The 27,000-nt window shown below is 37.0% G+C and carries 24 protein-coding genes, 2 tRNA genes and 2 pseudogenes; 5 read left to right on the top strand and 23 right to left on the bottom strand.

Annotated elements, in window-relative coordinates; translation table 11 throughout:
- Positions 1 to 2: 2 nt before the first annotated feature.
- From pstA to V192_RS0105060, 13 genes and pseudogenes are all read right to left on the bottom strand, one after another.
- Positions 3 to 887 (bottom strand): phosphate ABC transporter permease PstA, encoded by an 885-nt coding sequence (pstA, locus tag V192_RS0105120; RefSeq protein ID WP_025869233.1) that lies wholly within the window; start codon positions 885 to 887, stop codon positions 3 to 5.
- On the bottom strand, positions 887 to 1,807 hold the full coding sequence (pstC, locus tag V192_RS0105115; protein WP_025869230.1) for a phosphate ABC transporter permease subunit PstC: 921 nt from the start codon (positions 1,805 to 1,807) through the stop codon (positions 887 to 889). Before pstC ends, pstA begins: the two co-directional genes overlap by 1 nt.
- A 470-nt stretch (positions 1,808 to 2,277) precedes the next feature.
- Entirely contained in the window at positions 2,278 to 3,132 is an 855-nt protein-coding gene (locus tag V192_RS0105110) for a phosphate ABC transporter substrate-binding protein PstS (RefSeq protein WP_025869229.1), read from the bottom strand.
- A 165-nt stretch (positions 3,133 to 3,297) separates the two neighbouring features.
- Positions 3,298 to 4,746, bottom strand: a complete 1,449-nt coding sequence (gene cls, locus V192_RS0105105) for a cardiolipin synthase (protein WP_025869226.1) — start codon at positions 4,744 to 4,746, stop codon at positions 3,298 to 3,300.
- Between the two features lie 100 nt (positions 4,747 to 4,846).
- Positions 4,847 to 5,731, bottom strand: a complete 885-nt coding sequence (ftsX, locus tag V192_RS0105100; protein ID WP_035010893.1) for a permease-like cell division protein FtsX — start codon at positions 5,729 to 5,731, stop codon at positions 4,847 to 4,849.
- Complete coding sequence (ftsE, locus tag V192_RS0105095; protein WP_025869221.1) at positions 5,724 to 6,410, bottom strand: cell division ATP-binding protein FtsE; 687 nt, start codon at positions 6,408 to 6,410, stop codon at positions 5,724 to 5,726. Before ftsE ends, ftsX begins: the two co-directional genes overlap by 8 nt.
- A gap of 107 nt (positions 6,411 to 6,517) precedes the next feature.
- A protein-coding gene (gene prfB / locus V192_RS0105090; RefSeq protein ID WP_179190858.1) for a peptide chain release factor 2 occupies positions 6,518 to 7,619 on the bottom strand; the annotation gives its coding sequence in 2 pieces (ribosomal slippage) (positions 6,518 to 7,546 and positions 7,548 to 7,619; 1,101 coding nt in all).
- A gap of 80 nt (positions 7,620 to 7,699) precedes the next feature.
- Positions 7,700 to 10,231, bottom strand: coding sequence for a preprotein translocase subunit SecA (gene secA / locus V192_RS0105085; protein WP_025869220.1), 2,532 nt, complete (start codon positions 10,229 to 10,231; stop codon positions 7,700 to 7,702).
- 330 nt (positions 10,232 to 10,561) lie between these two features.
- Positions 10,562 to 11,113 (bottom strand): ribosome hibernation-promoting factor, HPF/YfiA family, encoded by a 552-nt coding sequence (gene hpf, locus V192_RS0105080; protein ID WP_025869219.1) that lies wholly within the window; start codon positions 11,111 to 11,113, stop codon positions 10,562 to 10,564.
- Between the two features lie 73 nt (positions 11,114 to 11,186).
- Positions 11,187 to 11,936, bottom strand: coding sequence for an amidophosphoribosyltransferase (locus V192_RS0105075; RefSeq protein WP_025869218.1), 750 nt, complete (start codon positions 11,934 to 11,936; stop codon positions 11,187 to 11,189).
- Positions 11,926 to 13,252 (bottom strand): annotated as a pseudogene (locus V192_RS19340) (ATP-dependent helicase ComFA). Before V192_RS19340 ends, V192_RS0105075 begins: the two are co-directional and overlap by 11 nt.
- Positions 13,253 to 13,361: 109 nt before the next feature.
- A complete protein-coding gene (locus tag V192_RS0105065) occupies positions 13,362 to 13,688 on the bottom strand; it encodes a PTS sugar transporter subunit IIB (protein ID WP_025869217.1) in 327 nt (108 codons plus the stop codon).
- Positions 13,689 to 13,808: 120 nt separating this feature from the next.
- Positions 13,809 to 14,096: a DUF7662 domain-containing protein gene (locus V192_RS0105060; protein ID WP_025869216.1), complete on the bottom strand. Its 288-nt coding sequence runs from the start codon at positions 14,094 to 14,096 to the stop codon at positions 13,809 to 13,811.
- A 196-nt stretch (positions 14,097 to 14,292) separates the two neighbouring features.
- Between V192_RS0105060 and V192_RS0105055 the strand changes: the two genes are divergently transcribed.
- The 4 genes from V192_RS0105055 to V192_RS0105040 all read left to right on the top strand — a co-directional run bounded on the left by V192_RS0105055 (position 14,293) and on the right by V192_RS0105040 (position 16,693).
- Positions 14,293 to 14,952, top strand: a complete 660-nt coding sequence (locus V192_RS0105055) for a YigZ family protein (protein ID WP_025869215.1) — start codon at positions 14,293 to 14,295, stop codon at positions 14,950 to 14,952.
- Complete coding sequence (locus tag V192_RS0105050) at positions 14,942 to 15,178, top strand: DUF2829 domain-containing protein (RefSeq protein WP_025869214.1); 237 nt, start codon at positions 14,942 to 14,944, stop codon at positions 15,176 to 15,178. Before V192_RS0105055 ends, V192_RS0105050 begins: the two co-directional genes overlap by 11 nt.
- A gap of 76 nt (positions 15,179 to 15,254) precedes the next feature.
- Entirely contained in the window at positions 15,255 to 16,019 is a 765-nt protein-coding gene (locus tag V192_RS0105045; protein WP_025869213.1) for a 3-oxoacyl-ACP reductase, read from the top strand.
- 167 nt (positions 16,020 to 16,186) lie between these two features.
- Positions 16,187 to 16,693, top strand: coding sequence for a QueT transporter family protein (locus tag V192_RS0105040; RefSeq protein WP_025869212.1), 507 nt, complete (start codon positions 16,187 to 16,189; stop codon positions 16,691 to 16,693).
- Positions 16,694 to 16,756: 63 nt separating this feature from the next.
- Here V192_RS0105040 and V192_RS0105035 read toward each other — a convergent pair whose 3' ends face one another.
- Both V192_RS0105035 and V192_RS0105030 read right to left on the bottom strand, forming a co-directional pair.
- The gene (locus V192_RS0105035) at positions 16,757 to 17,464 is read right to left on the bottom strand and encodes a GntR family transcriptional regulator (protein WP_025869211.1); all 708 of its coding nucleotides are present in this window, start codon (positions 17,462 to 17,464) and stop codon (positions 16,757 to 16,759) included.
- A 357-nt stretch (positions 17,465 to 17,821) separates the two neighbouring features.
- Positions 17,822 to 22,069: a 2-hydroxyacyl-CoA dehydratase gene (locus V192_RS0105030; RefSeq protein WP_025869210.1), complete on the bottom strand. Its 4,248-nt coding sequence runs from the start codon at positions 22,067 to 22,069 to the stop codon at positions 17,822 to 17,824.
- Between the two features lie 192 nt (positions 22,070 to 22,261).
- On the opposite strand from V192_RS0105030, the gene V192_RS0105025 reads away from it, so the two are divergent.
- Entirely contained in the window at positions 22,262 to 22,870 is a 609-nt protein-coding gene (locus V192_RS0105025; protein WP_025869209.1) for a TetR/AcrR family transcriptional regulator, read from the top strand.
- A gap of 72 nt (positions 22,871 to 22,942) precedes the next feature.
- Here V192_RS0105025 and V192_RS0105020 read toward each other — a convergent pair whose 3' ends face one another.
- From V192_RS0105020 to V192_RS19335, 8 genes and pseudogenes are all read right to left on the bottom strand, one after another.
- Entirely contained in the window at positions 22,943 to 23,128 is a 186-nt protein-coding gene (locus tag V192_RS0105020) for a hypothetical protein (RefSeq protein ID WP_025869208.1), read from the bottom strand.
- Positions 23,129 to 23,249: 121 nt separating this feature from the next.
- Positions 23,250 to 23,321: transfer RNA gene (locus V192_RS0105015), tRNA-Gln, on the bottom strand.
- Positions 23,322 to 23,331: 10 nt separating this feature from the next.
- A tRNA-Tyr gene (locus V192_RS0105010) sits at positions 23,332 to 23,412 on the bottom strand.
- A 90-nt stretch (positions 23,413 to 23,502) separates the two neighbouring features.
- Entirely contained in the window at positions 23,503 to 23,757 is a 255-nt protein-coding gene (locus V192_RS21140) for a DUF2969 domain-containing protein (protein ID WP_082265969.1), read from the bottom strand.
- A 135-nt stretch (positions 23,758 to 23,892) separates the two neighbouring features.
- Entirely contained in the window at positions 23,893 to 24,747 is an 855-nt protein-coding gene (locus V192_RS0105005; protein WP_025869207.1) for a hypothetical protein, read from the bottom strand.
- Positions 24,748 to 24,765: 18 nt separating this feature from the next.
- Positions 24,766 to 25,239, bottom strand: a complete 474-nt coding sequence (locus V192_RS21940) for a class D sortase (RefSeq protein ID WP_239644571.1) — start codon at positions 25,237 to 25,239, stop codon at positions 24,766 to 24,768.
- A gap of 297 nt (positions 25,240 to 25,536) precedes the next feature.
- The gene (locus V192_RS0104990) at positions 25,537 to 26,115 is read right to left on the bottom strand and encodes a hypothetical protein (RefSeq protein ID WP_025869206.1); all 579 of its coding nucleotides are present in this window, start codon (positions 26,113 to 26,115) and stop codon (positions 25,537 to 25,539) included.
- Between the two features lie 231 nt (positions 26,116 to 26,346).
- A pseudogene (locus V192_RS19335) lies at positions 26,347 to 26,999 on the bottom strand (CBS domain-containing protein).
- Position 27,000 lies beyond the last annotated feature (1 nt).

The following is a 27,000-nucleotide window of genomic DNA, read 5'->3' as shown; positions in this document are numbered from 1 at the left end:
CATTAGGCTGATGTCATTCTCTTGTATAGTCTGTTTCCAATAAAGCGTGCGCCAAAATTAAAGAGTAACACGACTAAAATCAGAACAGCCGAAGCACCTGCAGAAACAGCTGCCCCATCCGGCATCGTGCCTTCTGTATTGATTTTCCAAATATGAACTGCCAAGGTTTCAGCTTGACGGAAAATACTGATTGGACTTGAAACACTTAGTGGATTCCAGTTGCTAAAATCAAGTGCTGGTGCACTTTGTCCAGCTGTATAGATCAACGCAGCGGCTTCTCCGAAAATTCTTCCAGAACTTAGAATCACTCCAGTTAAAATACCAGGTAACGCTTCTGGTACAACAACTTTCATAACCGTCTCCCAACGAGACAAACCAAGTGATAGACCTGCTTCTCTTTGTGTGTAATGAACAGCTTTTAATGATTCTTCGACATTTCTCGTCAGCAATGGTAAGTTGAAAAATGTTAATGCCAACGCACCTGAAATAATCGAAAAACCATACCCGATCTGTACAACAAAGATCAAGAAACCAAACAAACCAACAACGACTGAAGGAAGTGAGCTTAAAATTTCGATTGATGTACGAATCACATCAGTCACCCAATTTTTCTTTGCATATTCAGATAAATAAATACCCGCACCTAGCGAAATTGGAAAACTGATTAACATTGTAATTAGTAATAAGTATAGCGAGTTGAATAATTGAATTCCGATGCCGCCGCCTGCTTGATATGCTTTAGATGGTTTTGTTAAGAAGTCCCAAGAAATATGGGGAATTCCACGAACCAGAATATAAAGTAGCAAAGCTGCCAAGATCAAAACAATCACACCTGAAATAGCGTACAAAATACCTGTTGCAATTTTATCTGCTTTTTTTGCATTCATTATTTCAAGGCCCCTTTCTTACCGATGATCCGAATAATGATATTAAAGAATAATGACATCAACAGTAAGATCAACGCAAGTGACCAAAGCACATTGTTTTCTACTGTTCCCATAATCGTATTTCCGATTCCCATCGTTAAAATACTTGTTAAAGTTGATGCTGGAGTAGTTAAACTAGACGGCATGATTGCGGCATTTCCGATAACCATTTGAATTGCTAAAGCTTCACCGAAGGCACGTGCCATCCCAAAAACAACAGCTGTCAAAATACCAGGAACTGCTGCTCGTAAGACTACTTTATAAATCGTTTGCCAGCGTGTAGCTCCTAAAGCTAAAGAGGCTTCACGATAATGACGCGGCACTGATTTTAAAGCATCCACCGTCATTGTAGTAACCGTTGGCAATATCATAACAAATAGCACAAAAGTTCCAGCTAAAATCCCAAAACCTGTACCACCAAAAATCGAACGAATAAAAGGAACAATTACTGATAATCCAATAAAACCGTAAACAACAGAAGGAATACCAACTAGCAGTTCAATAACTGGTTGTAAGACTTTTGACCCTTTTTTAGGTGAAATTTCTGTCATGAACACAGCGGCACCAATCGCAAAAGGAGTGGCAATAATCGCCGACAAAAACGTTACAATAAAGGAACCGGCAATCATCGGTAAAGCCCCTACCATTGGCTTACCGTCTGTTCCAGTTTCACTTGGATTCCAATTTGTACCGAATAAAAAATCAGATACTTTGATTTTATTTGTAAAAAAGGTCGCTAACCCTTTGCTTGCAACAAAATAAAAGATCGATAAAACTACCAAAACAATCAAAGCGATACATAGAAAACTAATAAATTTCCCGCGCTGTTCCATTCTGGCGCGCTTTGATTTTGTTAACAATTTCTTCTGCACATCTTCCAAGAAAATTCCTCCTTAAATTAAAAGCTGAACAGGCTCGTTCAGTCTTGACAGAAAAATAGGAAAAATTGACTGTGACGCTTTTTGTCACATTCACTTTTTATCTTTTTTCCGAAAGGCTAGCCTGAGAAGCTAGACAACATTAAAAGCTGAACAGGCTCGTTCAGCCTTGACAGAAAAATAGAAAAAATTGACTGTGACGCTTTTTGTCACATTCACTTTTTATCTTTTTTCCGAAAGGCTAGCCTGAGAAGCTAGACAACATTAAAAGCTGAACAGGCTCGTCCAGTCTTGACTGGAAAATAGGAAAAGTTGACTGAGATGTTTTTTGTCTCATTCACTTTTTAACTTCCAAAAAACATCCAGATTCTCAGCAATTCCCATAATAAATTCAGTGTAACTTTTGAACATCAATTTGTGTTTAATAACATGTAAATCTTATGTTAAGTTTGTAAATTTTGTGTAAAGGTCGATTATTTAACAAGATTTCCTTGCCAATCCCGTTCTACTTTCATTTTAGATACAGGGATATAGCCTAATTGAGCAATAATTTTTTCTTGTACATCATCTGATAGCATAAATTCCAAGAATTCATCAGTCAATTGCTTTGGTTTTCCTAATGTATACATATGTTCATAGGACCAAATTGTCCATTTATTGGTTATAACATTGTCGTCAGTTGGTTTTACACCATCAATGCTTAACGTATTGACTTCATCATTAACATAAGAAAAAGCAGTATAACTGATTGCTCCTGGCGTATCAGCCACAATCGAACGTACCATTCCACTTGAATCTTGTTCTTGGGCTTGGATCGCTGTTTTACCATCTAATACCCAACGTTCGAAAGTCACACGTGTACCACTTCCTGCGGCACGATTTAGCATGACGATAGGAATATCTTTTCCACCGATTTCTTTCCAGTTGGTTATTTCACCTAGAAAGATTTTTCTAAGGTTTTCTAATGAAATATCTGATACCCCAACATTTTTGTTGACGATTGGTGTGATTCCAACTACAGCAACCTTATGATCTGTTAGTTTAGCTGCATCGATCCCCTTTTTTTCTTCAGCGAATAAATCTGAATTTCCAATGTCTACTGCGCCAGACTGAACTTGGCTCAATCCCGTACCGCTTCCGCCTCCTTGGACATTGACAAAACGTCCTGGGTTTTGACTTTGAAATTCCTCTGCCGCTGTTTCAACTAGGGGTTGTAGTGCTGATGAGCCGACTGCTGTAATCGATTCACCTCGATCGATCCACTTAGCACAGCCTGATAAAGTTAGTATTCCAATTAGACTAAAAAATAATAGCATTTTCTTTTTCATTTATCTGATAATCCTCCAAACTCAATTCAATCAATTCATTTTAACATTAACTGTTTCCCTTGAGAATTATAAGTTGTCGACATTAGCAATTTTTTAGAATAAAATAACAAAAAAGGGAAAGTAAAAAGCACAGCTGATCACACAAGCTGCACTTTTTACATTTGTTTATAGTAATGGCGAAATCAAACGGGCTAATCCTTCTTTTAATTTGATGAATACACCACGATTGCGGTATTTTTCTTCTGTCAAAAGTTCGGACACTTTAGAATCTTCATAAAAAGCATCACGGACTTTTTTCGAAAATTCTTGATCATAAATAATCGTGTTGACTTCAAAATCAAGTCGGAAAGAACGAACATCGATATTCGCTGATCCAACAGAAACGATTCCTCCGTCGATGATCATTGTCTTCGCATGAATAAATCCCCGTTCGTATGTCTCAATAATCGCTCCATATTCCAATAACTCAGCCGAAAATGAATACGTTGCCCAGTAAACCAACATATGATCGGGTTTATTAGGGATTTGCATTCGAACTTTGACGCCTGATAGTAGGGCTAATTTTAATGCTTCATGAATCGAAGCATCTGGTATATAATAGGGCGTTTGAATCAAGATTTCTTTTTTCGCTATTGAAATCATTTTTAAATAGGTCATCTTGATTTGTTCAAGTTCTGAATCAGGACCACTAGTTACAACTTGAACAGCTTTTTTCCCATCAGAGTGAATTGGTGGAAAATACGCTGCGTCATAGCTAAGTTCTTTTCGATGTTGTGAATTCCAATCCATCAAAAAACGATTTTGTAAGCTGTAAACAGCTTCACCATGAATCCGTAGATGATTATCGCGCCAATATCCAAATTTTTCAACTTCACCTAAGTATTCATTTCCAACATTAAAACCACCCGTGTAACCGACTTCACCATCGATCACTACTATTTTTCGATGATTACGATAGTTGATTCTTGGATTTAAATAGGGAACAAATAATGGGAAGAAAAAAGCAATTTCCCCACCATTTTTCTTTAATTCTTCAAAAAATTTCATATTTACCTGTGTTGAACCCCAAGCATCCAACAGTAAACGGACTTTTACACCTCTTTTTACCGCTTCAATCAGCTCTTGCCGAATTTCTTTTCCTAAGGTATCTCCACGATAAATGTAATACTCCATATGAATATGATCAACCGCTTTGCGAATGTCTTCGATCAATCCGTCAAACTTCTCTCTTCCATCTGTATATAAACGAATGTCATTACTCGTTGTATATAATGAACTTTCAAAAATAGTCAGCATGTATATTAGTTGCTTAGGGTCCACTTCACCTGTTGGCGGATGCGGAAAAAGTCCCCTTAATAGTGATTGTTTTTCCGATTCTATTTCGGCATTCATTCCAATTTTTGCCTGCATTTTCATATCAAATATCTTATCTTTAGAAATTCCTCGACCTAAAAATATATACAGCACAAAGCCTAAAACTGGAATAAACATCAGGACCAGTAACCATGACCATGTCTGAGCCGTTTGTTTTCGTTCCCTAAAAACGATGATTAGCGATAATAGCATATTAGCAATAAAAATAATAACAAATAAATTATCATATAAAAATTTCATTTATTCCCCCCTACCATACTCTCATTTAACCCCATTAAAGCATATCGAACTTATGAAAATAAGTAAAGAAAAAGCAGACAAAAATGTCTGCTTATGTTTGTTAAATTTTTAAGAAACGACGCATTGATATAATTGAACCTAAAGATCCGATAGTCATACCAATCACAACCATTAATAAGTCTAACTGCCAAACAAATGATTCTGGTTTCAGTAATGAATAATTCGATTGTAACAATTGACGGTTAAATATATTATAGAATTGTTGATACCCGAAAGTTAATAATAAGATTGGAATGATCGAACCTAATAAACCGATCCAAGCACCTTCTATAAAGAACGGCCAACGAATATATCCGTTTTTAGCACCAACTAAACGCATGATTTGGATTTCTCTTTGACGTGAAAGAATAGTGATACGAATCGTATTAGAAATCAGGAATACTGCAACAAACAATAGTAATAGAGCCGCACCCAATCCCCATGTTCTAACTTTTCCGGCAAGACTGAAGATCTTATCCGAAGAAACACCACCATAATCTGCTTTGAACACATTTGGAAGTTTCGCTGCTTTTTCAGATATTTTCTTTGTATCTGCTGGATCTTTAGCACTTACTAAATAGACATCATAAAGTGGATTGCTATCTCCTTCAAATAAATTCCACGCTTCACCCATTTGTTTTTGGATTTTCTTTAATTGTTGGTCTTTATTTGAGTAAGAGATAGTCTCTACATCTTTAATCTTATTTAGTTCTTTTTCTAATTTTTGCATTTCGTCGGGTGTTGTACCGATATCAACGAAAACCGAAACGGTTACGTTCTCTTCAATATCTTTTGCTAATTTTGTTGCATTGAAAATTACTGCCATAAAAATCCCAACAAGGACTAAAGTAATCGTAACGGCACTGGCAGAAGCGATCGTCATCCACCCATTACGTTTTAAACTTTTGATACTTTCTAGGACGTGAGAAAAGAACGTTCTAATCATCGTAGCCATAGTCTCCTTCCGCTTGGTCTCGAATAATTCGGCCATTTTCAATGGCGATTACGCGATGACGGATCGTGTTTACAATCGTGCTGTTATGTGTCGCCATAACGACAGTTGTTCCTTGTGCATTGATCCGATCTAACAACTTCATGATTTCCCATGAGTTTTCTGGATCAAGGTTCCCGGTTGGTTCATCGGCAATTAGAACTTTTGGTGTATTTACGATTGCGCGTGCAATTGATACACGTTGTTGTTCACCACCGGATAATTCACTTGGAAATACACGAACTTTGTGTTTTAGACCAACTAGGTCAAGCACTTCCATAACTCTTTTCTTGATATCTCTTGGTTTACGTCCAACAACTTGCATCGCATACGCAACGTTTTCATAAACCGTTTTTTTCGTCAATAATTTATAATCCTGAAAGACGATACCGATTTCTCTTCTAAGATAAGGAACTTCGGCATTTTTTATTTTCATTAGATCATGACTCGCAACTTTCAAACGACCTTTCGTTGCTTTTTCTTCACGGTACATCAATTTAATAAAGGTTGATTTTCCGGCTCCAGAAGGGCCAACAACATAAACGAATTCACCTTGCTTTATTTCTATTGAAATATTTCGGATAGCAGTCGTACCATTCGAGTATTTCTTCATTACATCTTTCATTTCAATCATGGCGTATTCTCTCCATCTCTGTTTTCTAGACTATCAATCATTATAACATGACTTTGTTTCAAGGCTCTTTCAACAGTTTACAATTTTGTTTCATTTCTGTGAATTGATCAATTTAATTTTTGTTTTAAGTAAGCATCGATAAACCCATCTAAATCTCCGTCCATTACTGCTTGAACATTTCCAGTTTCATAATTGGTACGATGATCTTTGACCATTGAATAGGGATGGAAAACATATGAACGAATTTGCGAACCCCAACCGATCTCCAATTGCTCTCCACGTAACGATGCGGCTTCTTGCGCCTTTTTATCCATTTCTAATTGGTAAAGTTTGGCTTTCAACATGCCCATTGCTTGTTCACGGTTTTTTAATTGAGAACGCTGTGCTTGACTAGCAACAACGGTCCCTGTTGGGATATGCGTGATCCGCACAGCTGATTCTGTTTTATTGATATGCTGTCCACCAGCTCCACTAGCACGGTAGGTGTCGACTTTTAAATCGTCCGTATTGATATCGATCTCAACATTTTCATCCAATTCAGGCATGATATCAACAGAACAAAAAGAAGTATGCCGACGTTTTGCTGAATCAAATGGTGATATCCGTACTAAACGATGAACACCTTTTTCCGATTTTAAATAACCATAGGCATTATAACCTTTAATTAAAAGCGTCACACTTTTAATGCCTGCCTCGTCTCCTGATTGGTAATCAAGAGTCTCTACTTGAAATCCGTGACTTTCAGCCCAGCGTGTATACATTCGAAGCAACATACTGCCCCAATCTTGTGATTCAGTCCCACCAGCTCCTGGATGAAGTTCCATGATAACATTATTTTTGTCATAAGGCTCGTTTAACAATAAAGATAGTTCATAAATACTTAACTTTTCTTTTAAAGCAAGTAGACGTTCTTCTAATTCTACTTGCGTATCTGAGTCGTATTCTTCTTGTTGCATCTCACTCATGATTTCTAATTCTTCTAGCTCATCCGCAAACTGGTGAAATTGTTGATATTTTTCTTTGTAGGAATTGGTTTCATTGATCAATTGCTGTGCCGTTTCTGAATTGTCCCAAAAACCTGGCTCTGCCATTCGATTTTCAGCTTCCGCAATATCTTCTTCTAACTGATCTAAGTCAAAGAGACCCCCTGAAGCTTGTAATTGATTGATTCATTTCATCTAAAATAGTTCGGATTTCAGCATTTTCCATGATATTTTCTTCCTTTCATTTTCAATACTCTATTACGCAAACAAATGAAGGCGAAGCAAACGCCTCACCTTCATTGATTCTTACAGTCCTTTACCGTGACAATTTTTGTATTTCTTGCCACTGCCGCATGGACAAGGATCATTACGGCCAATTTTTTCGTCAACATGGATTGGTTTTTTCTTAGCACTTGTATTACTTTGCGGCTCTTCTTCATCTGATGAATGAACAGCTTCGCCTTGCGCTACTTGTTCACGCTGAACATTTTGACGAATTTCTGATTTCATGAATAAGCGAGTCACTTCGTATTCAATTGCTCCAATCATTTCTTCAAACATATTGTACCCTTCTGTTTGATATTCAACTAATGGATTGTTTTGACCATAAGCACGCAAACCAACAGATTGACGTAATTGATCCATTGCATCAATATGATCAGTCCATTTTGTATCTACAACACGTAAAATAACAACTTTTTGGAACTCAAGAATTTGCTCTGCTCCATTTAACTGCTCTACTTTTGTATCATAGACTTCTTGGGCACGCGTTACTAAATATGCTTTGATTTCTTCTGGCGATTTAGTCTCAATATCTGCTTTAGTAATAGAATCTTCATGAACTAAAGTTGAAGCAGCAAAATCGACAATGCCATCTAAGTTCCAATTTTCTTTTTCTAATTGCGTGTGACTCTCCACAACACGTGTGATCGTCCGTTTTACCATATTCAATAACACTTCAGTCAAATCGTTTTCTTCCATAATGACTTCTTGGCGTTGTGCGTAAATGACTTCACGTTGTTCACGCATTACATCATCATATTGCAAGACATTTTTACGTGTATCATAGTTGTTTCCTTCCACACGTTTTTGAGCAGACTCTACTTGTTTGCTGAACATTTTACTTTGAATCACTGCATCTGACTCTTCAACGTTCATACGATCCAAGAACGCTTTGATTCGATCTGAACCGAAACGTTTCATCAGATCATCTTCAAGTGACAGATAGAATTGAGAAACCCCAGGGTCTCCTTGACGTCCAGCACGTCCACGTAATTGATTATCGATACGACGAGATTCATGACGTTCAGTCCCAATCACAGCTAAACCACCAAGTTCGATAACACCCAGACCAAGCTTGATATCTGTACCACGACCAGCCATATTGGTAGCGATCGTAACCGCACCTTTTTGACCAGCATTCATGATGATCTCCGCTTCTTTAAAGTGATTTTTCGCGTTCAATACTTCATGCGGCACTTTTTCTTTATTTAATAACTCTGATAATAATTCAGACGTTTCAACAGCCACTGTACCAACTAAGACTGGTTGACCGTTATGGTAACGTTCTTTGATGTCTTGAACCACTGCTTTAAATTTACTTTGCAGTGTTGGGTAAAGTAAATCTGCACGGTCATCACGAACGATTGGACGGTTCGTTGGAATTTGGAAGACTTGAATATTGTAAATTTCACGAAACTCTTCTTCCTCGGTTTTAGCGGTACCAGTCATCCCAGATAATTTCTTATACATACGGAAATAGTTTTGGAACGTGATTGTCGCCATTGTTTTAGTTTCATCTTCGATCTCTACGCCTTCTTTGGCTTCGATTGCTTGGTGAAGACCATCTGAATAACGACGTCCATCCATGATACGACCAGTAAATTGGTCAACGATCAAGACTTTGCCTTCTTGTACCACGTAATCAATGTCGCGAAGCATGATGAAGTTTGCACGCAACGCTTGATCCATGTGATGAGTCAAGGCAGTATTTTCAATATCATAAAGATTTTCTAAACCAAAGTTTTCTTCCGCTTTTTCGATACCCGCTTCTGTTAAGCTGATCGTTTTAGATTGAACATCGATTTTATAATCTTCTTCTTCTTTTAGACGCTTAACAAAATTATCCGTACGCGTGTATAGTGCTGTTGATTTTTCAGCTTGACCTGAAATGATCAACGGTGTACGAGCTTCATCGATCAAGATCGAATCGACTTCATCCACAATTGCATAGTTCAATGGGCGTTGTACCATTTGATTGCGGTAAACAACCATATTATCACGTAAGTAGTCGAAACCTAATTCATTGTTTGTACTATAAGTAATATCACAATTATAAGCATCACGTTTTTCTTCCGATGATTTTGAATTAATGTTTAAACCAACTGTCAAGCCTAAGAAATTGTATAATTCTCCCATTTCATCCGAATCACGAGTTGCTAAATATTCATTTACGGTTACTACGTGAACGCCTTCGCCTGTCAATGCATTCAAATAAACTGGCATCGTAGCAGTCAAAGTCTTCCCTTCACCTGTTCTCATTTCAGGAATATTCCCATCGTGTAAAACGATCCCACCCATTAACTGAACATGGTATGGATATAATCCTAAAACGCGTTTCGCTGCTTCACGAACAACAGCAAAAGCTTCTGGTAGTAGTTGATCTAGTGTTTCTCCCTTTTTGTAACGAGCTTTGAACTCGTCTGTCTTTGCTTTCAATTCTTCATCGCTTAATGCAGCAATAGCTGATGCATGAGTATCTACTTGTTTGGCAATACCATCCAAGCGCTTTAGTTCCTTTTTATCATTTTCAATTATCTTTTTTAAAAAATTCGCCATGTTTTTAAGTGTTCCTTTCAGTAAACTCTAATTTATTTTTTGCACTAAATGCACAATCATCCTTTCTATTTTATCACTAGTTGCTAAGAAAGGAAATAACTTCTCTTAATATTAATAATATATTAGTTCTTTTTTTATGTACACAAGAAGGAAATGAGGAAAGAGACTGCGGCAAAACGTGTGCCGTCCTGCTTCAGTCTCTTAAAAATCGAATATTCGAAAGGAAATAATTCTTGATAATAATTTTCTAAAAATACCTTTTCTTTTAATCTTCCAGTTATTTCAGAACAATTTTATTAAATCAAAATTATTTTCCCACATTGGTTCAATCTAGTCTGTTTCGATCAAGCCATATTTGCCATCTTTACGACGGTAAACAATACTTGTTCCGTTTGTTTCTGAATCTTCAAAGATAAAAAAGTTATGTCCTAACATGTTCATTTGTAAAACAGCTTCTTCACTATCCATTGGTTTTAATGAAAGACGTTTTGTACGAACAATGTCTAATTCTGGCGTTTCTTCAGGTGTTTCTTCACCATTTAAGAAAATAGCTGCTTTAGCAGTATTCATCCCTGTTTCACGAGATTTACGGTTAATTTTTGTTTTAAATTTACGAATTTGTCGTTCTAACTTATCTACAACTAAATCAACACTTGCATATAAATCAGGTGATGTTTCTTCCGCTCGTAAAACTAAATAAGGTAGAGGAATCGTAACCTCAACTTTTGCTGTTTTTTCAGTATAAACTTTTAAATTTACATGTACAGTTGCTTCAGGTGAATCACTGAAATAACGCTCTAATTTGCCTACTTTTTTCTCTACATAGTCACGGATAGCTTCAGTAACTTCGATGTTTTCTCCACGCACATTATATCTAAACATAACGATTACCCCTTTCATCTGCCACTAAAGAAGGAATAAAAGGACCACTCTGTTATCCTTCTTCTTAATTCTATTATAACGAATTATCCTGCTTTTGCCAACATAATTGCAGTCGTTTTTTTATTTTAATTTCTCTTTCACCTCGCGAGAGAAACGTATACAGTTTTGCAGGTTCTTTTTCTAAAATAACTTGTGCTGCATGGAAAATCGTCCGCCCGGTTGTATAAATATCATCAACCAAAAGAATGTCTTTATTTTCAACTTCTCTGAGCCCTTCCTTTGTAAGCTTAAAGGGCTGTTGTAAAGTTAATCGTTCTTTTCTTGTTTTTTGAACTTGAGAAACACCCTCTGCAAAGCGAATAAGATAGGGCTCGTATGAGATACCAGCAGCATCTAGTATTCCTTCGACCTGATTAAATCCGCGCATTTCCATACGTTTCGTTGAAATTGGCATCGGGATCACTAAAAAATTTTTCTTTTTTTCAAAGTACCGCTGTAAAGCTGAAGCAAAGCTATACCGAAGACGATAATTCCCTTTAAATTTATATTCTTCAAACCATTCTTGCATCGCTTGATTGTAAGTGTATATCGCTTCATGATGAAAGTCATAACCTGGATAATACTGTTGCCACTTTAAGCAATCCTCGCAATACGTATGCTTAGTCTGCCGTTGACAGCCATGGCAATTTTCTTTTTTCCCCAATAATTGAAATTTTACGACACATTGTGAACACAATTGTTCAGACATGATTTTTTTAGGCAAAAAAATTTCTTTTATAGTTAAATTTCTAGTGATCGTTTGCCTGCAATAATTACATTTCATCAATCAAGCCCCTCTCCACTCCTAGCCTATTCATCCTTTTGATTTGTCTGATTGCCTCTTTCATGCTTTCGTACAGCCATCATGTAAAAACCAAACCTCACCTGCAGTGTAGTTCATTCTTCGATCGACTCTACCAGCAATTTGAACAAGAGCTGACGTTGCAAAAACAGAATGATTTGCTCCTAAAACAATCACCGAAACACCATCAAAAGTCACCCCTCGTTCCAAAATAGTAGATGTTATTAAAATTCTATATTTTTTATTTCTCATTCCCAGCACTTTTTCCAATCGCTCTGAATCTTGTGAATGAACGCAAGCTAGTGGTACTTCTGGAAATTCCTTTTCTATAGCGTTCTTTAATTGTTCCATCAAAGAAATGCTTGGACAGAAAATCAATACATCATTTTTATTCATCAACATACGGATTTTAGTCACAAGTTGCTTTGGACTGCGACCTTTTTTGATTTTTTCATGCCAGTGACGACACCATTTTATTTTAGGAACGGGTAGTGCTCTCCGATGATAACGGGCAGGTAAGATGCTGATTTTCAAGTTCGTTTGATCATTTCTTTTAGTTGATGCATCTGTCGGAGTTGCAGTTAAATAGATGAGTGAGCTCTTGTTTTTGCTTGATTGTTTTACAGCATATTGCAGTAATGGATTGTTCACAAAAGGAAAAGCGTCCACTTCATCAATAATCAATACATCGAAAGCTTGAAAAAAACGTAATAATTGATGCGTAGTACATACTAGTAATTTAGTATAATAATATCTTTCGTCCATCTTTCCATGAAGCAAGATAGCTGGTTCATCTGGAAACACGGCTTGGATTCTAGGAAAAAGCTCTAAACAAACATCTACTCTAGGTGAGGCCACCCCAACGCGATAGCCACATTCCAAAGAATAATGAATCGTTTTAAATAGCATCTCTGTCTTTCCTGCGCCTGTCACCGCCCAAATCATTCTAGATTCCCCTTTTTTTACAGAAGCTAATAGCTCATCTGATACAGCTTGTTGTCCATCAGTAAGCTTTCCTTCCCAGGCAAAATGAACTGTCTTTTTTATCGACTCCGGCTCTGGTAAATGATAAAATTCTTGCTAGTATCTACTCTGCCTAGTTGAATACACTCTGGACAAAAATAATTTCCATTACTCAATCGGACAGTCACTTTCCTTTGAATTTGACCGCATCGTAAACACTGGATTTCCTTATCATTTAACTCCTCCATTGTTGGCATATTTTGGCTAGAAACTTCAATGATTTTGTCATTGTCGATCTCTTTTTTTAAAACTTTTCTTCCCCATAATTCTTGCATATTTCCCCCCTTCGTAATATAACTACGCACTTTTCGTGAATTATTTTTTTGAGGCACAAAAAATGAGTAAGAAAAAACGAATCACGTTTTTTTCTTACTCATTTTTTATTTATTCATCATTACCAATCAAATTTAACGCTTGCTGTAAAACTTTTTCCCCATTCATCATGCCATAATCTGCCATATTGATGACTTCAAGAGGAATTCCTTTTGGTGCTAAACGCTTTTCAAAATCGCCTTTCATAAAACGAACTTGAGGGCCTAATAGTAACACATCTACAGGTTTACTTTCTAAATTGTTATCCGCGTCTGAAGCAGATACTGCGAATATGTCCGCGTCTAAACCTTGTGCATCCGCTGCTTTTTGCATTTTTGTTACGAGTAAACTTGTGCTCATTCCAGCTGAACATACAAGCATAATTGTTTTTTTAGCCATTCTATCCATCTCCTTTTTCAATTGGTTCAATCAAATCATGTTCTACATCTCTAATCTTAGTATAGTAAAAAACGGCTTTTTGTCAACGCTTCCTACTTTTAGCTATTACTTATCAATCGTTTAAAACAGCCAATTGGATTTAAGTAGCTTGTTAAAAACGACATATTCTTTTTCAATATTTATTTGAACCACTTGATAGCTTGCGTTAAGCCAACCATAGGCTCCTTTTTCTGGATGCTTATGGTCATTTGCCCACCAGTCAACATCGGTCCTTGCTGTTTTAGGTAGTCCGGAATGAGGAAAAAGTAACTCGTCAAACTGAGTAAACGTTAGAGTTACTTGTGAACCACCATTGGTTGTTAAATAATGGGTAACGCTATCATATTTCTTTTGACGCTCTTTTGCCAAATTTCCCACCCCTTTGTTCGATCAACTCTACCTGAAAGAAATCGATTTTTGCTAAAAGCTATCCATTCTTTTAATCATTATCTCATATATTTTCCAAGAAGCAAACGCACGCACTTATCTTTTTTTAAAGAGAGTGGTTGCTTCTCACCCTGATTTTTTTTATACTTAAAATAATATGTAGAAAAGGAATGAGGAAATGCTTGAAAGTTATTTTACCATTCGTTCTGACGGAGAAAGTGAAATTGAAATAAAGAAATCACGCTTTATTTGTGCGCTCAAGCGTGTCTATTCAGAAGAAGAAGCCAAGCTCTTTATTGCACAAAAGAAAAAGGAACATTGGAAAGCCACTCATAATTGCAGTGCTTTTGTAATCGGCGAAAAAAGTGACATCCAGCGCAGCAGTGATGATGGCGAACCAAGTGGTACAGCTGGCATACCGATGTTGGAAGTATTAAAAAAACAAGAACTGATCAACGTTGCTGCGGTCGTTACTCGCTATTTTGGCGGCACAAAATTAGGCTCGGGCGGCTTGATTCGAGCATATAGCCATGCAGTTTCTCATGCATTAGAAAAAATTGGATTAGTAGAAGGCAAGCTGCAGCAGGAAATCCGATTAACCATTAGTTATCCGAATTTAGGCACTCTCCAGCATTTTATGGAGCATAATCCTTATACATTACAAGACACGATTTACGCAGAACAAGTGGAAGTAATTTGCCTTGTTGATGAACCAAAAACAGAATTATTTATGACAGAGATCACCGAACAGTTGAATGGCCAAGTTGTATTCACAAAAGGTGAATGTTCTTATCATGAATTATCAATTATTGAAAAGGAGCAAACACATGACATTTGAAGAAATATTGCCGCTGATAAAAAAAGGGGCTAAAGCTGTACGAACAGGATGGGGCGGTTTTGAACTGTATATTGAACTTAGGGATGAAATTGGCACATCGGATGGAACTTTTCTCCAAGTTACACCTTATTTTTTGATCAAAACATCTGATGAAGGCTATAGTATGTTTTCACCAACTCCATGTGATGTACTGGCTGAGGACTGGAAAATCGTCAGCACAGATTAAAAAGATAAAAAGAAGCTAGGACACTTGAAATAAGTCGGTCTAGCTTCTTCTATTTGTTAGGAAAAGAGGAACGATTATGGAATTTACTGAATACCAAGGAAAAACAATTTTTATAACAGGAGCCGCTTCTGGTATAGGACAAGCACAAGCTGTCGCTTTTGCCAGCCAAGGTGCCAATGTCTTAGGAATGGACCTCGATACAAAAGGGTTAGCTCAAACACTTGCTAAAACAACAGACTCACCTGGAAAATTCATTCCTTATACTGGAGACATTACAAAAAAAACAGAAATCTGTTCCGCCATAGAACAGGTAAATAAATCGTTTGGCAGTGTACATATTTTACTTAATACTGCCGGTATCTTAGATAATTACACTCCTACCTTGGAAACAACAGAAACGATGTGGGATCATGTTTTATCCGTCAATCTGAAAGGAACCTTTTTGGTCACCAACCAGATTTTACCCCAAATGCTGCAGCAAAAATATGGTGTCATCGTCAATATGTCTTCAATTGCTGGTATGGTGGCAGGTGGTGGCGGCGCTGCTTATACAGCATCAAAACATGCAATCATCGGTTATACAAAGCAATTAGATCACGACTATATCAAACAAGGAATTCGAGCAAATGCCATTGCTCCTGGAGCCATTCAAACACCCATGAATGCTGCTGATTTCGCTGGTGATGGGAAAATAGCAGCATGGGTCGCAAACGAAACACCCGCTGGACGCTGGGCCAAGCCTGAAGAAGTTGCAGCCTTGACACTCTTTTTGGCTAGCCAGCAAGCAGATTACATTCACGGAACCGTCATGCCAATCGATGGCGGTTGGCTAGAAAAGTAAATGAGCTTGACTCCATACTTTGCTTTACAAGCTATCGAATATTCGGTAACATAAAAGCAGTGAAATGATTCACACTATGACACTTCAGCTGGCGGTATTGTTCTGTCACTTCCTTTGGTCATAGTTATTACTAAAACAGGAAAACTGTTTTACAAAGGAGAACACATATGAATAATCCAAACACCCAGACTACTGCTTGGTCTGTCATTAGTTTGACAAAAATGGCTATGATCACCACACTTTATGTCGTGGTTACAATCTTTTTAGCTCCATTTGGTTTTGGCGCTATTCAACTCAGGCTTTCCGAGTTGTTTAATTATTTGCCGCTATTCAACAAACGTTACATTATAGCCGTGACTTTAGGTGTAGCTATCTCAAATTTCGCATCACCTTTAGGATTAGTTGATGTTGTCATCGGCAGTTTTTCGACGTTTTTCGTTTTACTTTTCTCTTACTCGGTCACCAAGCGGTTTAAAAGTCCGATCAAAAAAATGAGTATCACAGCCATTATCTGTTCACTATCGATGTTTACAGTTGCTGCTCAGTTGACTTATTTTTATCACCTGCCATTTTTCTATACATGGTTAACTGTTGCTATTGGGGAGTTATTGTCTATGTCTATCGGTGGTATTTTGGTTTATTGGATCAATCAAAAAATCGATTTAACAAAATAAAAAAACGAAAATGAACATTTTCAGCTACTCCAAATGAGAAATCTGAGAAACGTTCATTTTCGTTTATTTTTCTAAATAAAATTCAAAGCGATTGCCCACATATTGGGTTCTTACATATTCAAACGGGGTGCCATTTTCAAAATAGGAAATTTGGCGTAAGCGAAGGATCGCATCTCCTCGTTTGATTTTTAAATAATCAGCGATTTGCTCCGATGCCAACATGGCTGAAATCGTCTGATTTGCGTGTCCGATTTTATTGCCGCCTTTTTCTTCTAAAGTCTTATAAAAAGAATTGGTGATCTCAGCTTTGCTATATTGATCAACTAGAGAATATGGAACACTAGCTACTTCAAAACAAATCGGCAGATCATCTGCAAAACGAACCCGTTCCATCCGAACGATCTGTTCATTTTCTTTAAGATTTAGCTTTTCCATCTCACTAGAGCTTGGTTTAGCTACATAATAAGAAACTGTGCGGCTAGAAGGCACTCGATTTTGCGAAAGCATAATATCAGTAAAGCTGGTTGTTCCCGTCATTTTTTCTTGCACTTTTTTCCGGGCAACGTAAGTGCCTGAACCAATCTTACGTTCTAAAATCCCCTCATCAGCAAGTGTCTGGATCGCCTGTCTCAAGGTCATTCGGCTCACACTAAACTGAGTCGCCAGCTCACGCTCTGATGGAAGTCTGTCTCCAATCTTCCAAACACCATGTTCAATGTCATCTTTAATCTTATCGTGTATTTGAATATAAACTGGTAAACTTGACACCATCTTACTTCCTCCTTTTTATTCACTTCTATTATAACTGGTATATACCTCATAAACAACCAAAAGTTCCAAAATATAGCGAAGGAAACGTTTTACAAAATAATTTGGTATAATATAGTTAAGGTTTGGGTAATTTGTTTAGAATCATTTTTATTCCTATATCTTATTATATATTACCTGCCATACAAAAAGAAAAAAATAAAATTATATTGTTTTTCATTCTTATTGGCCATGCAAAAATTAAGGCTGGGACATAACTCTACGAGTCACATCCCAGCCTTAAGGAATCCGAATAAACGGTGGAAGTAAAAGCTTTCTAATCTCAAAAACTCAATTATTTTGTTTGATCAGTTATATATTTTAAGAACCTATTTTTTCTTCTTCCATCATTTTATTTGCTGTCGCCATCATCAAACGGATGCGGTTCAGCTGATTTACCAATGAAACACCTGGATCATAATCGATCGGTGCAATATTCGCTTTAGGATATTGGCGTCGCAGCTCTTTTGTCACACCCTTACCAACAACATGATTTGGCAAACATCCAAAGGGTTGCATACAAACAATATTATTTACATCTGATTTCAACAGCTCGATCATTTCTCCTGTCAAGAACCATCCTTCACCTGTATGATTTCCAATTGAAAGGATTTTTCCTGCATCTTCTGCTAATTCATGAATAGAGCTTAGACCTTCAAAGCGTTTAGAATTTCTTAAAGCTTTGTCCATCGGCTTTTCAACATATTCAATGATACGAATCGCAAATTGAGCTAAGTTTTTGCTTTGTTTAGACATGCCCATATTGTCGTATTTCCAAATTTGATTGTAAAGAGAGTAATTCATAAATCCAACAATATCTGGAACAACAGCTTCCGCCCCTTCTGCTTCCAACAAACGGACAATATCATTATTCGCAGTTGGGGAGTATTTCACAAGTATTTCACCGACAACGCCGACTTTAGGTTTCTTGATTTGTCGAAGCGGAACCTCATCAAATTCCGTGATAATTTTTTTCATGTTGCGGTTGAACAAAGTCAATGAACCATTTCGAACATTTTTTTCGATTTGTTTCAACCATTTAGCGTGAAGTGCATCGATCATGCCGGTTTCTGTTTCGTATGGACGTGTTCGATAAACCACACGTTCAAATAGATCCCCATACAAAAAGGCCACCGCAACCCGTTTTAGCATCGGTAATGTAAATTTAAATCCTGGATTAGATTCGACTCCTTTATTTCCCATCGAAACCGAAACAACAGGAACTTGAGGGAAGCCTGCATCGTTCAAAGCTTTTCTGAGTAACGGAATATAGTTTGTCGCACGGCAACCGCCACCTGTTTGGGTCATCATCACACTGACATGCTCTAAATCATATTCCCCGCTTTCTAGAGCTTCCACTAATTGACCAATTGAAATGATGGCCGGATAACACGCATCGTTATTCACGTATTTCAGACCAACATTAACAGCCTCACGATCATCCGCTGGTAAACAAACAACATTATAGCCCGAAGCTTTTAAAGCAACATCCACTAAACCAGATTGATGAATGGGGCTAAGCATCGGTAATAATAACGTGTGTGTCTTTTTCATTTCTTTAGTAAAAATGATTTTTTCTGGTTCTTCATGCTGCAATTTTGGTTCAAAATTCATTTTCTCCCGTTCACCGACAGCGGCTTTCAATGATCGTAATCGAATTCTGATTGCTCCTAAATTCGATCCCTCATCAATTTTTAAAACAGTATAAATCTTACCATACTGATCCATGATTTCTTCCACTTGATCTGTTGTGACAGCATCTAAGCCGCAGCCAAATGAATTCAGTTGTACGAGCTCAAGATTTTTTGATTTTGCTACAACACGAGCTGCTGCGTATAGCCGAGAATGATAGACCCACTGATTAACAACACGTAAATTCCCTACGTCACTTAAATGAGAAACACAATCTTCCGTCAACACATGAAAGCCTTCTTGTGTGATCACATCAGCAATCCCGTGGTTGATTTCAGGGTCTAAATGATACGGACGTCCAGATAAAACGATCCCTTTTTCCCCTTTTTGATTCAACATCACTAAGGTTTCTTCCCCTTTGTTGCGGACATCTTCTTTGAAGGCATCTAATTCTTCATAGCCATGTCGTAATGCTTGGGTCACTAGTTCTGCTGAAATACCCAGATCCGCAAACGTCTCACTTAAAACTTTCGCTACAGACGCTTCATTCGCTAAATTAATGTACGGATTACGATAATCGACTTTCCCATCGCGAATGTCGTCCACATTATTGCGAATCACATCAGGGTAACTTTGAACGATTGGACAGTTAAAATGATTATCCGCTTCCGCTGACTCTTGACGTTCAAAGACAACACCAGGATAAAAAATCATCGGTACGTTTGAATCGATCAGTGCTTGAATATGTCCATGAGAAATTTTAGCAGGATAACAAGCTGTATCACTTGGGATCGTCTCCATCCCTTGCTCATATAACTCTTTATTTGAGCGTGGAGATAACTCCACTCGGAAACCCAAATCCGTAAAGAACGTATGCCATAATGGATAATTTTCATACATATTTAAAACACGAGGAATTCCGATTCTGCCATGAATAGCATCTTTTTCTTTCAATGGACGGTATTTAAATAATTTCCGATATTTATAATCAACCAGATTAACTTTACGATCTTCTTTTTTCACTTTGATTCTGGCGCCACGCTCACAGCGATTTCCTGTGACAAATTGACGTCCATCAGAAAAGATCGTCACGGTCATCATACAATTATTTTCACACAAACCACAATGGGTAAATTCTTTATCCGCAGTAAACGTATCTAGCTCATCAAGTCCAAGAATCGTTGTTTCTTGACCTAATTCATAATTTTCCAACGCAATCAGTGCCGCACCATAAGCACCCATTAATCCTGCAATAGAAGGACGAACAACTTCACGTTCACTGATCATTTCAAAAGCACGTAAGACTGCTTCATTATAGAATGTTCCACCTTGGCAAACGATTTTTTTGCCTAATTCTTCTGGACGTCGAACTTTGATCACTTTATAAATCGCATTTTTAATTACAGAATAAGACAAACCAGCAGAGATATCTCCAACGGATGCGCCTTCTTTTTGTACTTGTTTTACTTTTGAATTCATAAAAACAGTACAGCGAGAACCCAAATCGACCGGCGCTTTAGAACTTAAAGCTTCGATCGCAAAGTCTTTTACATCAAAATTCAACGATTTGGCAAAAGTCTCAATAAAAGAACCACAACCTGATGAACAAGCTTCATTTAATTGGATCGAAGATAAGACACCATCTTTGATGGTCATAGCTTTCATATCTTGACCACCGATATCTAAGATAAAATCAACTCCAGGTTGAAAATGATTCGCCGCTTTATAATGAGCCATTGTTTCAACTTCACCAATATCGACTTTTAGAGCATTCTTGATTAAATGTTCGCCATAGCCTGTAACGGCAGATTTTCCAATGAAAACATCTTGTGGTAGTTGTTGATATAACTCTTTTAAAACAGTCATCGTTGTTTCCAATGGCTGTCCTTGATTATTTCCATAAAATGAAAACAGCAGATTACCATCTTCATCAATCAGAGTGACTTTCGTCGTCGTCGATCCTGCATCAATGCCTAAGAAAGCTACACCATGATGGTCAGATAATCGTTTTTCTTGTGCTTTGGCTTGATCATGACGAGCTCTAAATTCCTTTAGTTGTGTTTTATCTTGAAACAATGGTTTTAAGGTATCTGTTGGTTTTAATTGTTCTTGATCGCCTTTAGTCAAGCGATGGATCAGATCCGCTAGTGTGGTTGGCTTAGCACCTTCAGAATAAAGGGCAGCACCCATTGCTACAAATAGTTGGGGATTTTCTGGAAAAATCACATCTTCTGGCTGTACATCTAAGGTTTCAATGAACCGTTTTCTAAGTTCTGACATAAAGAAAAGCGGTCCGCCTAAAAAGGCGATCTTCCCTCTAATTTTACGACCGGCAGCAAGACCTGCAATGGTTTGGTTGACTACTGCTTGAAAAATACTCGCTGCGATATCCTCTTTAGCAGCACCCTCATTGATCAATGGCTGAACATCTGTTTTAGCAAAAACACCGCATCTGGAAGCAATAGGGTAAATCGTTTGATAGTTTTTAGCTAATTCATTGACACCATTCGCATCCGTTTTTAACAAAACAGCCATCTGATCGATAAAAGCTCCAGTTCCTCCGGCACAACTACCATTCATCCGTTGTTCTAATGCACCTTCAAAAAAAGTGATTTTTGCATCTTCTCCGCCTAATTCAATAGCAACATCTGTTTCAGGTATGATTTTTTCTACTGTTTTTGTACAAGCAATTACTTCTTGAACAAATGAAATATTCAAAACATCTGCTAATCCCATTCCGCCTGAACCTGTGATCGTCATTGTAATCGGTGTTGCTTCACCTAATTCATTCATCGCTTCATTCAATACTTTTTCAGTTGCTGCCTTCACATCTGAGTAATGTCGTTCATATTTGGCGAATTTTGTATGATTCTCTTCGTCAATAATTACTAATTTCACAGTTGTTGATCCAACATCGATTCCTGCTCTGATTGTCATACGTTTGATCTCCTTAAATTTCATACCCTTTTATTTCACAACACTTTGTTGATTATCCTACAAGGTGTCTGATATAATACTTATGTATATTTTAGAAAGATTCTAAAGTAATTGCAACAAGCAAAACACCCAAATTTGTGAGATAAGCAACAAACTTTTAAAATCTGTTGATTATTTCGAAAGGAAATTTTTATGTCGAAGAAAACGGACCTACGGGTAAAACGAACACACAAAATGATTATCGAAGCTTTCTTTCACTTAGTAGACGAAAAAGGATATGATTGTATAACGATTCAAGATATTGCCGATGAGGCAATGATCAATCGCGCAACTTTCTATGCTCATTTCAAAGACAAACAAGACCTATATGAACAAATTTTTGATTTTGCGATCAATGCCTTTACCTCTGTTATCGATACTGAACAAATCGTTGTCAGCAATCGAATCAAAGTCAAACAAATCGAGTTTTTGCTTACACACATTTACATCAATATTCAAAAAAATAAAAACTTTTTTCTGACGATCATGGACGGCAGCTCAAATGAGTTGTTAAGGAAAAAACTCGCAGATATCATTTATGAAAAATATGCAGATATTTTTTCCAAGCTAAAAATCACAGAAAATGATATCGAAGTGCCTATTGATTTTATCATCGAATATATGACGTCTATATTTATCGGAACTCTTCATTGGTGGATCACAAGTGACACTGACATGGCCCCTAATCATTTAGCTAGACTTGTCATCAAACTCGTTGGAAATGGTCACCTGACAGTTTTAGGCCTTGAAATCGATAAATAGCATCTAAATAAAGCAAATAGCCTGAAACAACGTGTAAATGATGTTGTTTCAGGCTATTACTCTTTATTCTCTTTAGCGGTTCTTAGAGCGCCACTTTTTCGTGTGTGCCGTATCTCTAACTGTTATAATTTCAATTCCTTTTGTTTTCTCACTGTTTTTCTTTTTAGTAAAAAGATTGACGTTGACATCGTACTTTCTGTCACGAGCTAAATCATAAACTTTTTCAGCTGTTTCAGTTATTTTCTCTTTAAAATTCATTGGGTTCACTCCTCATGCTTTTCATCCACTTTATCACATATTCTAAAAAAAGAGAACCAAAGCTACCACTAATTTTTTAGAAAAAAAGAACAACTCTATCTGAGTTGTTCAAAGAAAAAAACTGGGGTAGCTGGATTCGAACCAACGCATGACAGGATCAAAACCTGTTGCCTTACCGCTTGGCTATACCCCAATGGTCAAAATGGAGGAAAGTGGATTCGAACCACTGAACCCTAAGGAACGGATTTACAGTCCGTCGCGTTTAGCCACTTCGCTATTCCTCCAGAAGGTTTTTAGTAACAAACCTGACTTAGTTATAATACAAAACTTTTGAAGAAAAAGCAAGCCTTTTTCGAAAAAAGTTGTTATTTATTTTAGTCGTTTAAATTCCATTGGCGAATAATGTATTCTATCGCTTCATCAAGCGTTTTCACAGTTGCTTCATTGCGTCCATCGATCACGACAGCAAATTTTTTAGTATCTTGTGCTAAAACTTGACCAATTTCTTTTTTACCGATTGTTAAGGTGCTGACTGTAATTGTCTCACCATTTATTTTCTTTTCTGTTTCTTCTATTTTTACTTCTATATCTTTATTTTTTTTGACATTTTCATCCCTCCAAAGCTCTATGGTATCATGTTACATGAAAAAAGGAAAGCGTATCAAACGTATTTGCTTTTCATTACTTTAGTAAGCATAAAAAAGTCAGCTCATCTAGAAATAAGCTGACGATCTTATCATGATCTTTTAAAACTGCTTTCAGAATCATGCGCTAAATAAATTTTTTCTCTTGATCTCGCTAAGTACGCCAAAAATAATACCTGCTACAATCGAGATGACTCCAACCATAATAAACAACCATAAAAAGCTCGATAAATAGGTCTGTATAAAATCATACATTGCTTTAGATTGGATCCCTAGTCGCTTGAAAACGCCTTGCATTAAGATGAATGCTGGAACAACAGCCATCATCAAGCCGCTACCAATCCAAATATAAGCCCAATATCTCAACAAGCGATGGAAATACCCTCTTAGTGAAGAATATAGAGAAAAGCTTAGCAGCACCCATAGTACACCACATACGCCCATAAAAATCATTAGTGTTGATTTGTAATTCATGACTTTTCGTCCATAGGAAACTAAAAACGGCAATTCAATATAGCCCTTATAAATTTTTACAGCATTGTCTGAAAGACCATTTACAGCTTGTACAGATTCTGGTGTTGTCTGAATTGCTTTTTCTTCCATGTAGCTTGTAATCGCTTTAGAAACAGCATCATGGACGGCTTTTTCATTAGAGATCGAATACTTCGTCCCTGTATTGTACATCGCTTTAAAATACGCATCTACGTCTTTTTTGACCAACTCTTTACTGATTGAGCGATTTAATACGCCTTCTGGAATGTTGCTTCCCAGAGCGCTATTTTCCACTTGTCGATTGATTTCTTCGGTTAACTGTGAATAGTAATCTGCTTTAGCTGCTTGTTTTGCAATGTAATTTTCACTAAAAAGAGTTACTCTCAATGTCAGTAAAATTAAAAATGCAAACAAAAAAACTGAGGATAAAAAAGCAATAAAAAAGCGAGAAATTACTTTCATTAAATGAGTGCGATTTTTCATCTGACTGATTCCCCTCCCTTATGACTTCTCATCGATGATCGGTCCAGATACATAGTCTGCAGAAACAAAAACTCGCTCTGGTGTTAAACCAATTGCATCTAATGGGTAACAGGTATATAGAATCAGTGATCTTTTAGTGCGTTCGCCTAATTTTGCGTTGATCGTCGGGTCTTTGTAGTTAGCTATCTTTACTTCTGTCACTTGATACGTGTAGTCACCATAGTGAGTGTGGATAGCTACTTCATCCCCAGGTTCTAAGTAATAGATTTTACCAAAGGAAGGTAGATTATGCCCACCGATCAAAGTCGTTCCAAGATCTCCTGGAATCATACTTCCGATGTATTGTCCTGCGCCTAAACGCAAAATATCTTCACTATCTCCGTAAAATAATGGTTCATTAATTCCCACTTTGTCGATTACTACTTCTCCAAATTGATCTCCTCCAACGGGATAGATCATACTAGAAGAAGCTAACTCACCTTTTTCTGTCACTTTCATCCCAGCTGCGACTGCTTCTGCTGTTTTTTTATCCGAAGCATCGTTTTTTGTTTTAACCGATTTGTCCGCTGGTTTGTCAGATGAAGTCTGCTCTTTTTCTTCATATCTCTTTTCAAGGAGATTGGTTCCTTTTTGATCAAAGATGGAGCATCATTTAGTGAGATCAGTTCGACTGCGGAAGATGCGAAATTAATGACAGGTGCACCAATTATGTAAATAACAAGATAGCCAAAACACATAAAGAGAAGAGGCACGTAAATAAATGCCCCTACTCTTTTTAGTTGTTTCATCTTATGCTAATTTGTTCTTTCTGCTCACGAATACTGCACCTGCTGCAGCTACGATCAATGAGCCAAAAGTAATACCGCTTAATGCGTAGTTAGATCCTGTATTTTTTACTGGAGTTCCAGCTTGGTACACAGGAGCGCCGTTAGCATCAGTGATTGTCACTGCAGAATAACTTCCGCGAGCTCCAAAAGTGATTTTAACGCCTACAGCATTACCAGCAGCAATTGCGTAATTTTGTACTTGAGAAATTACGTTTGCTGGCAATAAGCTAATTGCTTTTCCAAGTGAGTTAACGCCTGTAGTATTTACAGAAACACTCTCAACTAAGCTACGAGCTGCTTGGATGTTTTTAATCGCTTCATCAGCTTGAGCTTGTGTTAAATCAACACGTTTCAAGTGATTTGAAGCTGCATTCGTTTCAGCCGCATCAAAATTGAATTTTTTACCGCCGATTGTTGCACCAGCATTCAATTCGTTAAGGATTGGCTGTTCTGTAGCTGAGATAGCGCCGTCTGCCGAAGCAGAAGTTGCAAAGCTTACAGTTGCTGCAAAAGCAATAATAAATCCGATAACTTTTTTCATTTTCATTCCTCCTATTCTTAAATATTTATAATCAATTACAGAATATCTGTAATAATTATACCAACAACAACCCTCTAATAATTAGAGGACATAAGGAAAGAATATTAAAGATAAACAACACTTTAATATCCCGTTAAGTTACGTTACTATATAAAACTATCATACGCCCTAATATTAGTCAAATCCTTTTTCAGAAAAAAAATGCAAGAATTTTGCTTACCATTCCTCATTTTAGATTTGCTGAGGCATGAATATTGCCTCAAAAACATCATATCCAGCATCTTTTAAAATACTTTCAATTTGATGCGTTTCCCTACTTTCGATTTGCAGTTCAATAATTGTTTCTAGTTCTTTGCGATTTACAACTACTGTTAAAATACTAAAATCATTTTCTGCTAATAATTTTGTAATAGTAGCTAAAATTCCTTTATGATCTTCTGGGATTCGAAGTTGAATTCTCGTACCACCAGCATTATACCCAGTGATTTTTAAGAAAGCGTCAAAAATATCATTATTTGTTATAATTCCAATTAAAGTTTCATTTTCATCAACAACTGGTAATACCCCAATATTATTTTGGCGCATTTGGAAAATACCGTCCTCTAATGAAGCAGTTGGTTTGATTGTTTGAACTTCTTTTACCATTATATCCACTACAGTCGTCTTGTTTAGTAAATAATTCACTTCATAGACACTCAAACTGGTTGCTTTTGACGGCATTGCCGATTGAATCGTCCCTTCCGTGATCAAGCCTATAAGTTTTTCTCCTTTGACTACTGGTAAACGGTGGATATTATTTTTTTCATCAAATCAACGGCGTCAAAAATCTTCATTTCCGGTTGTGCAACCACTAGATTTTTTGTCATAAAATCACTTACACTCATG

It is taken from the genome of Enterococcus crotali (assembly GCF_000633635.1).
Lineage (GTDB): Bacteria > Bacillota > Bacilli > Lactobacillales > Enterococcaceae > Enterococcus_L > Enterococcus_L crotali.
The sequence above is the reverse complement of the archived record's forward strand: the minus strand, read 5'-3'. Positions and strand labels throughout refer to the sequence as shown.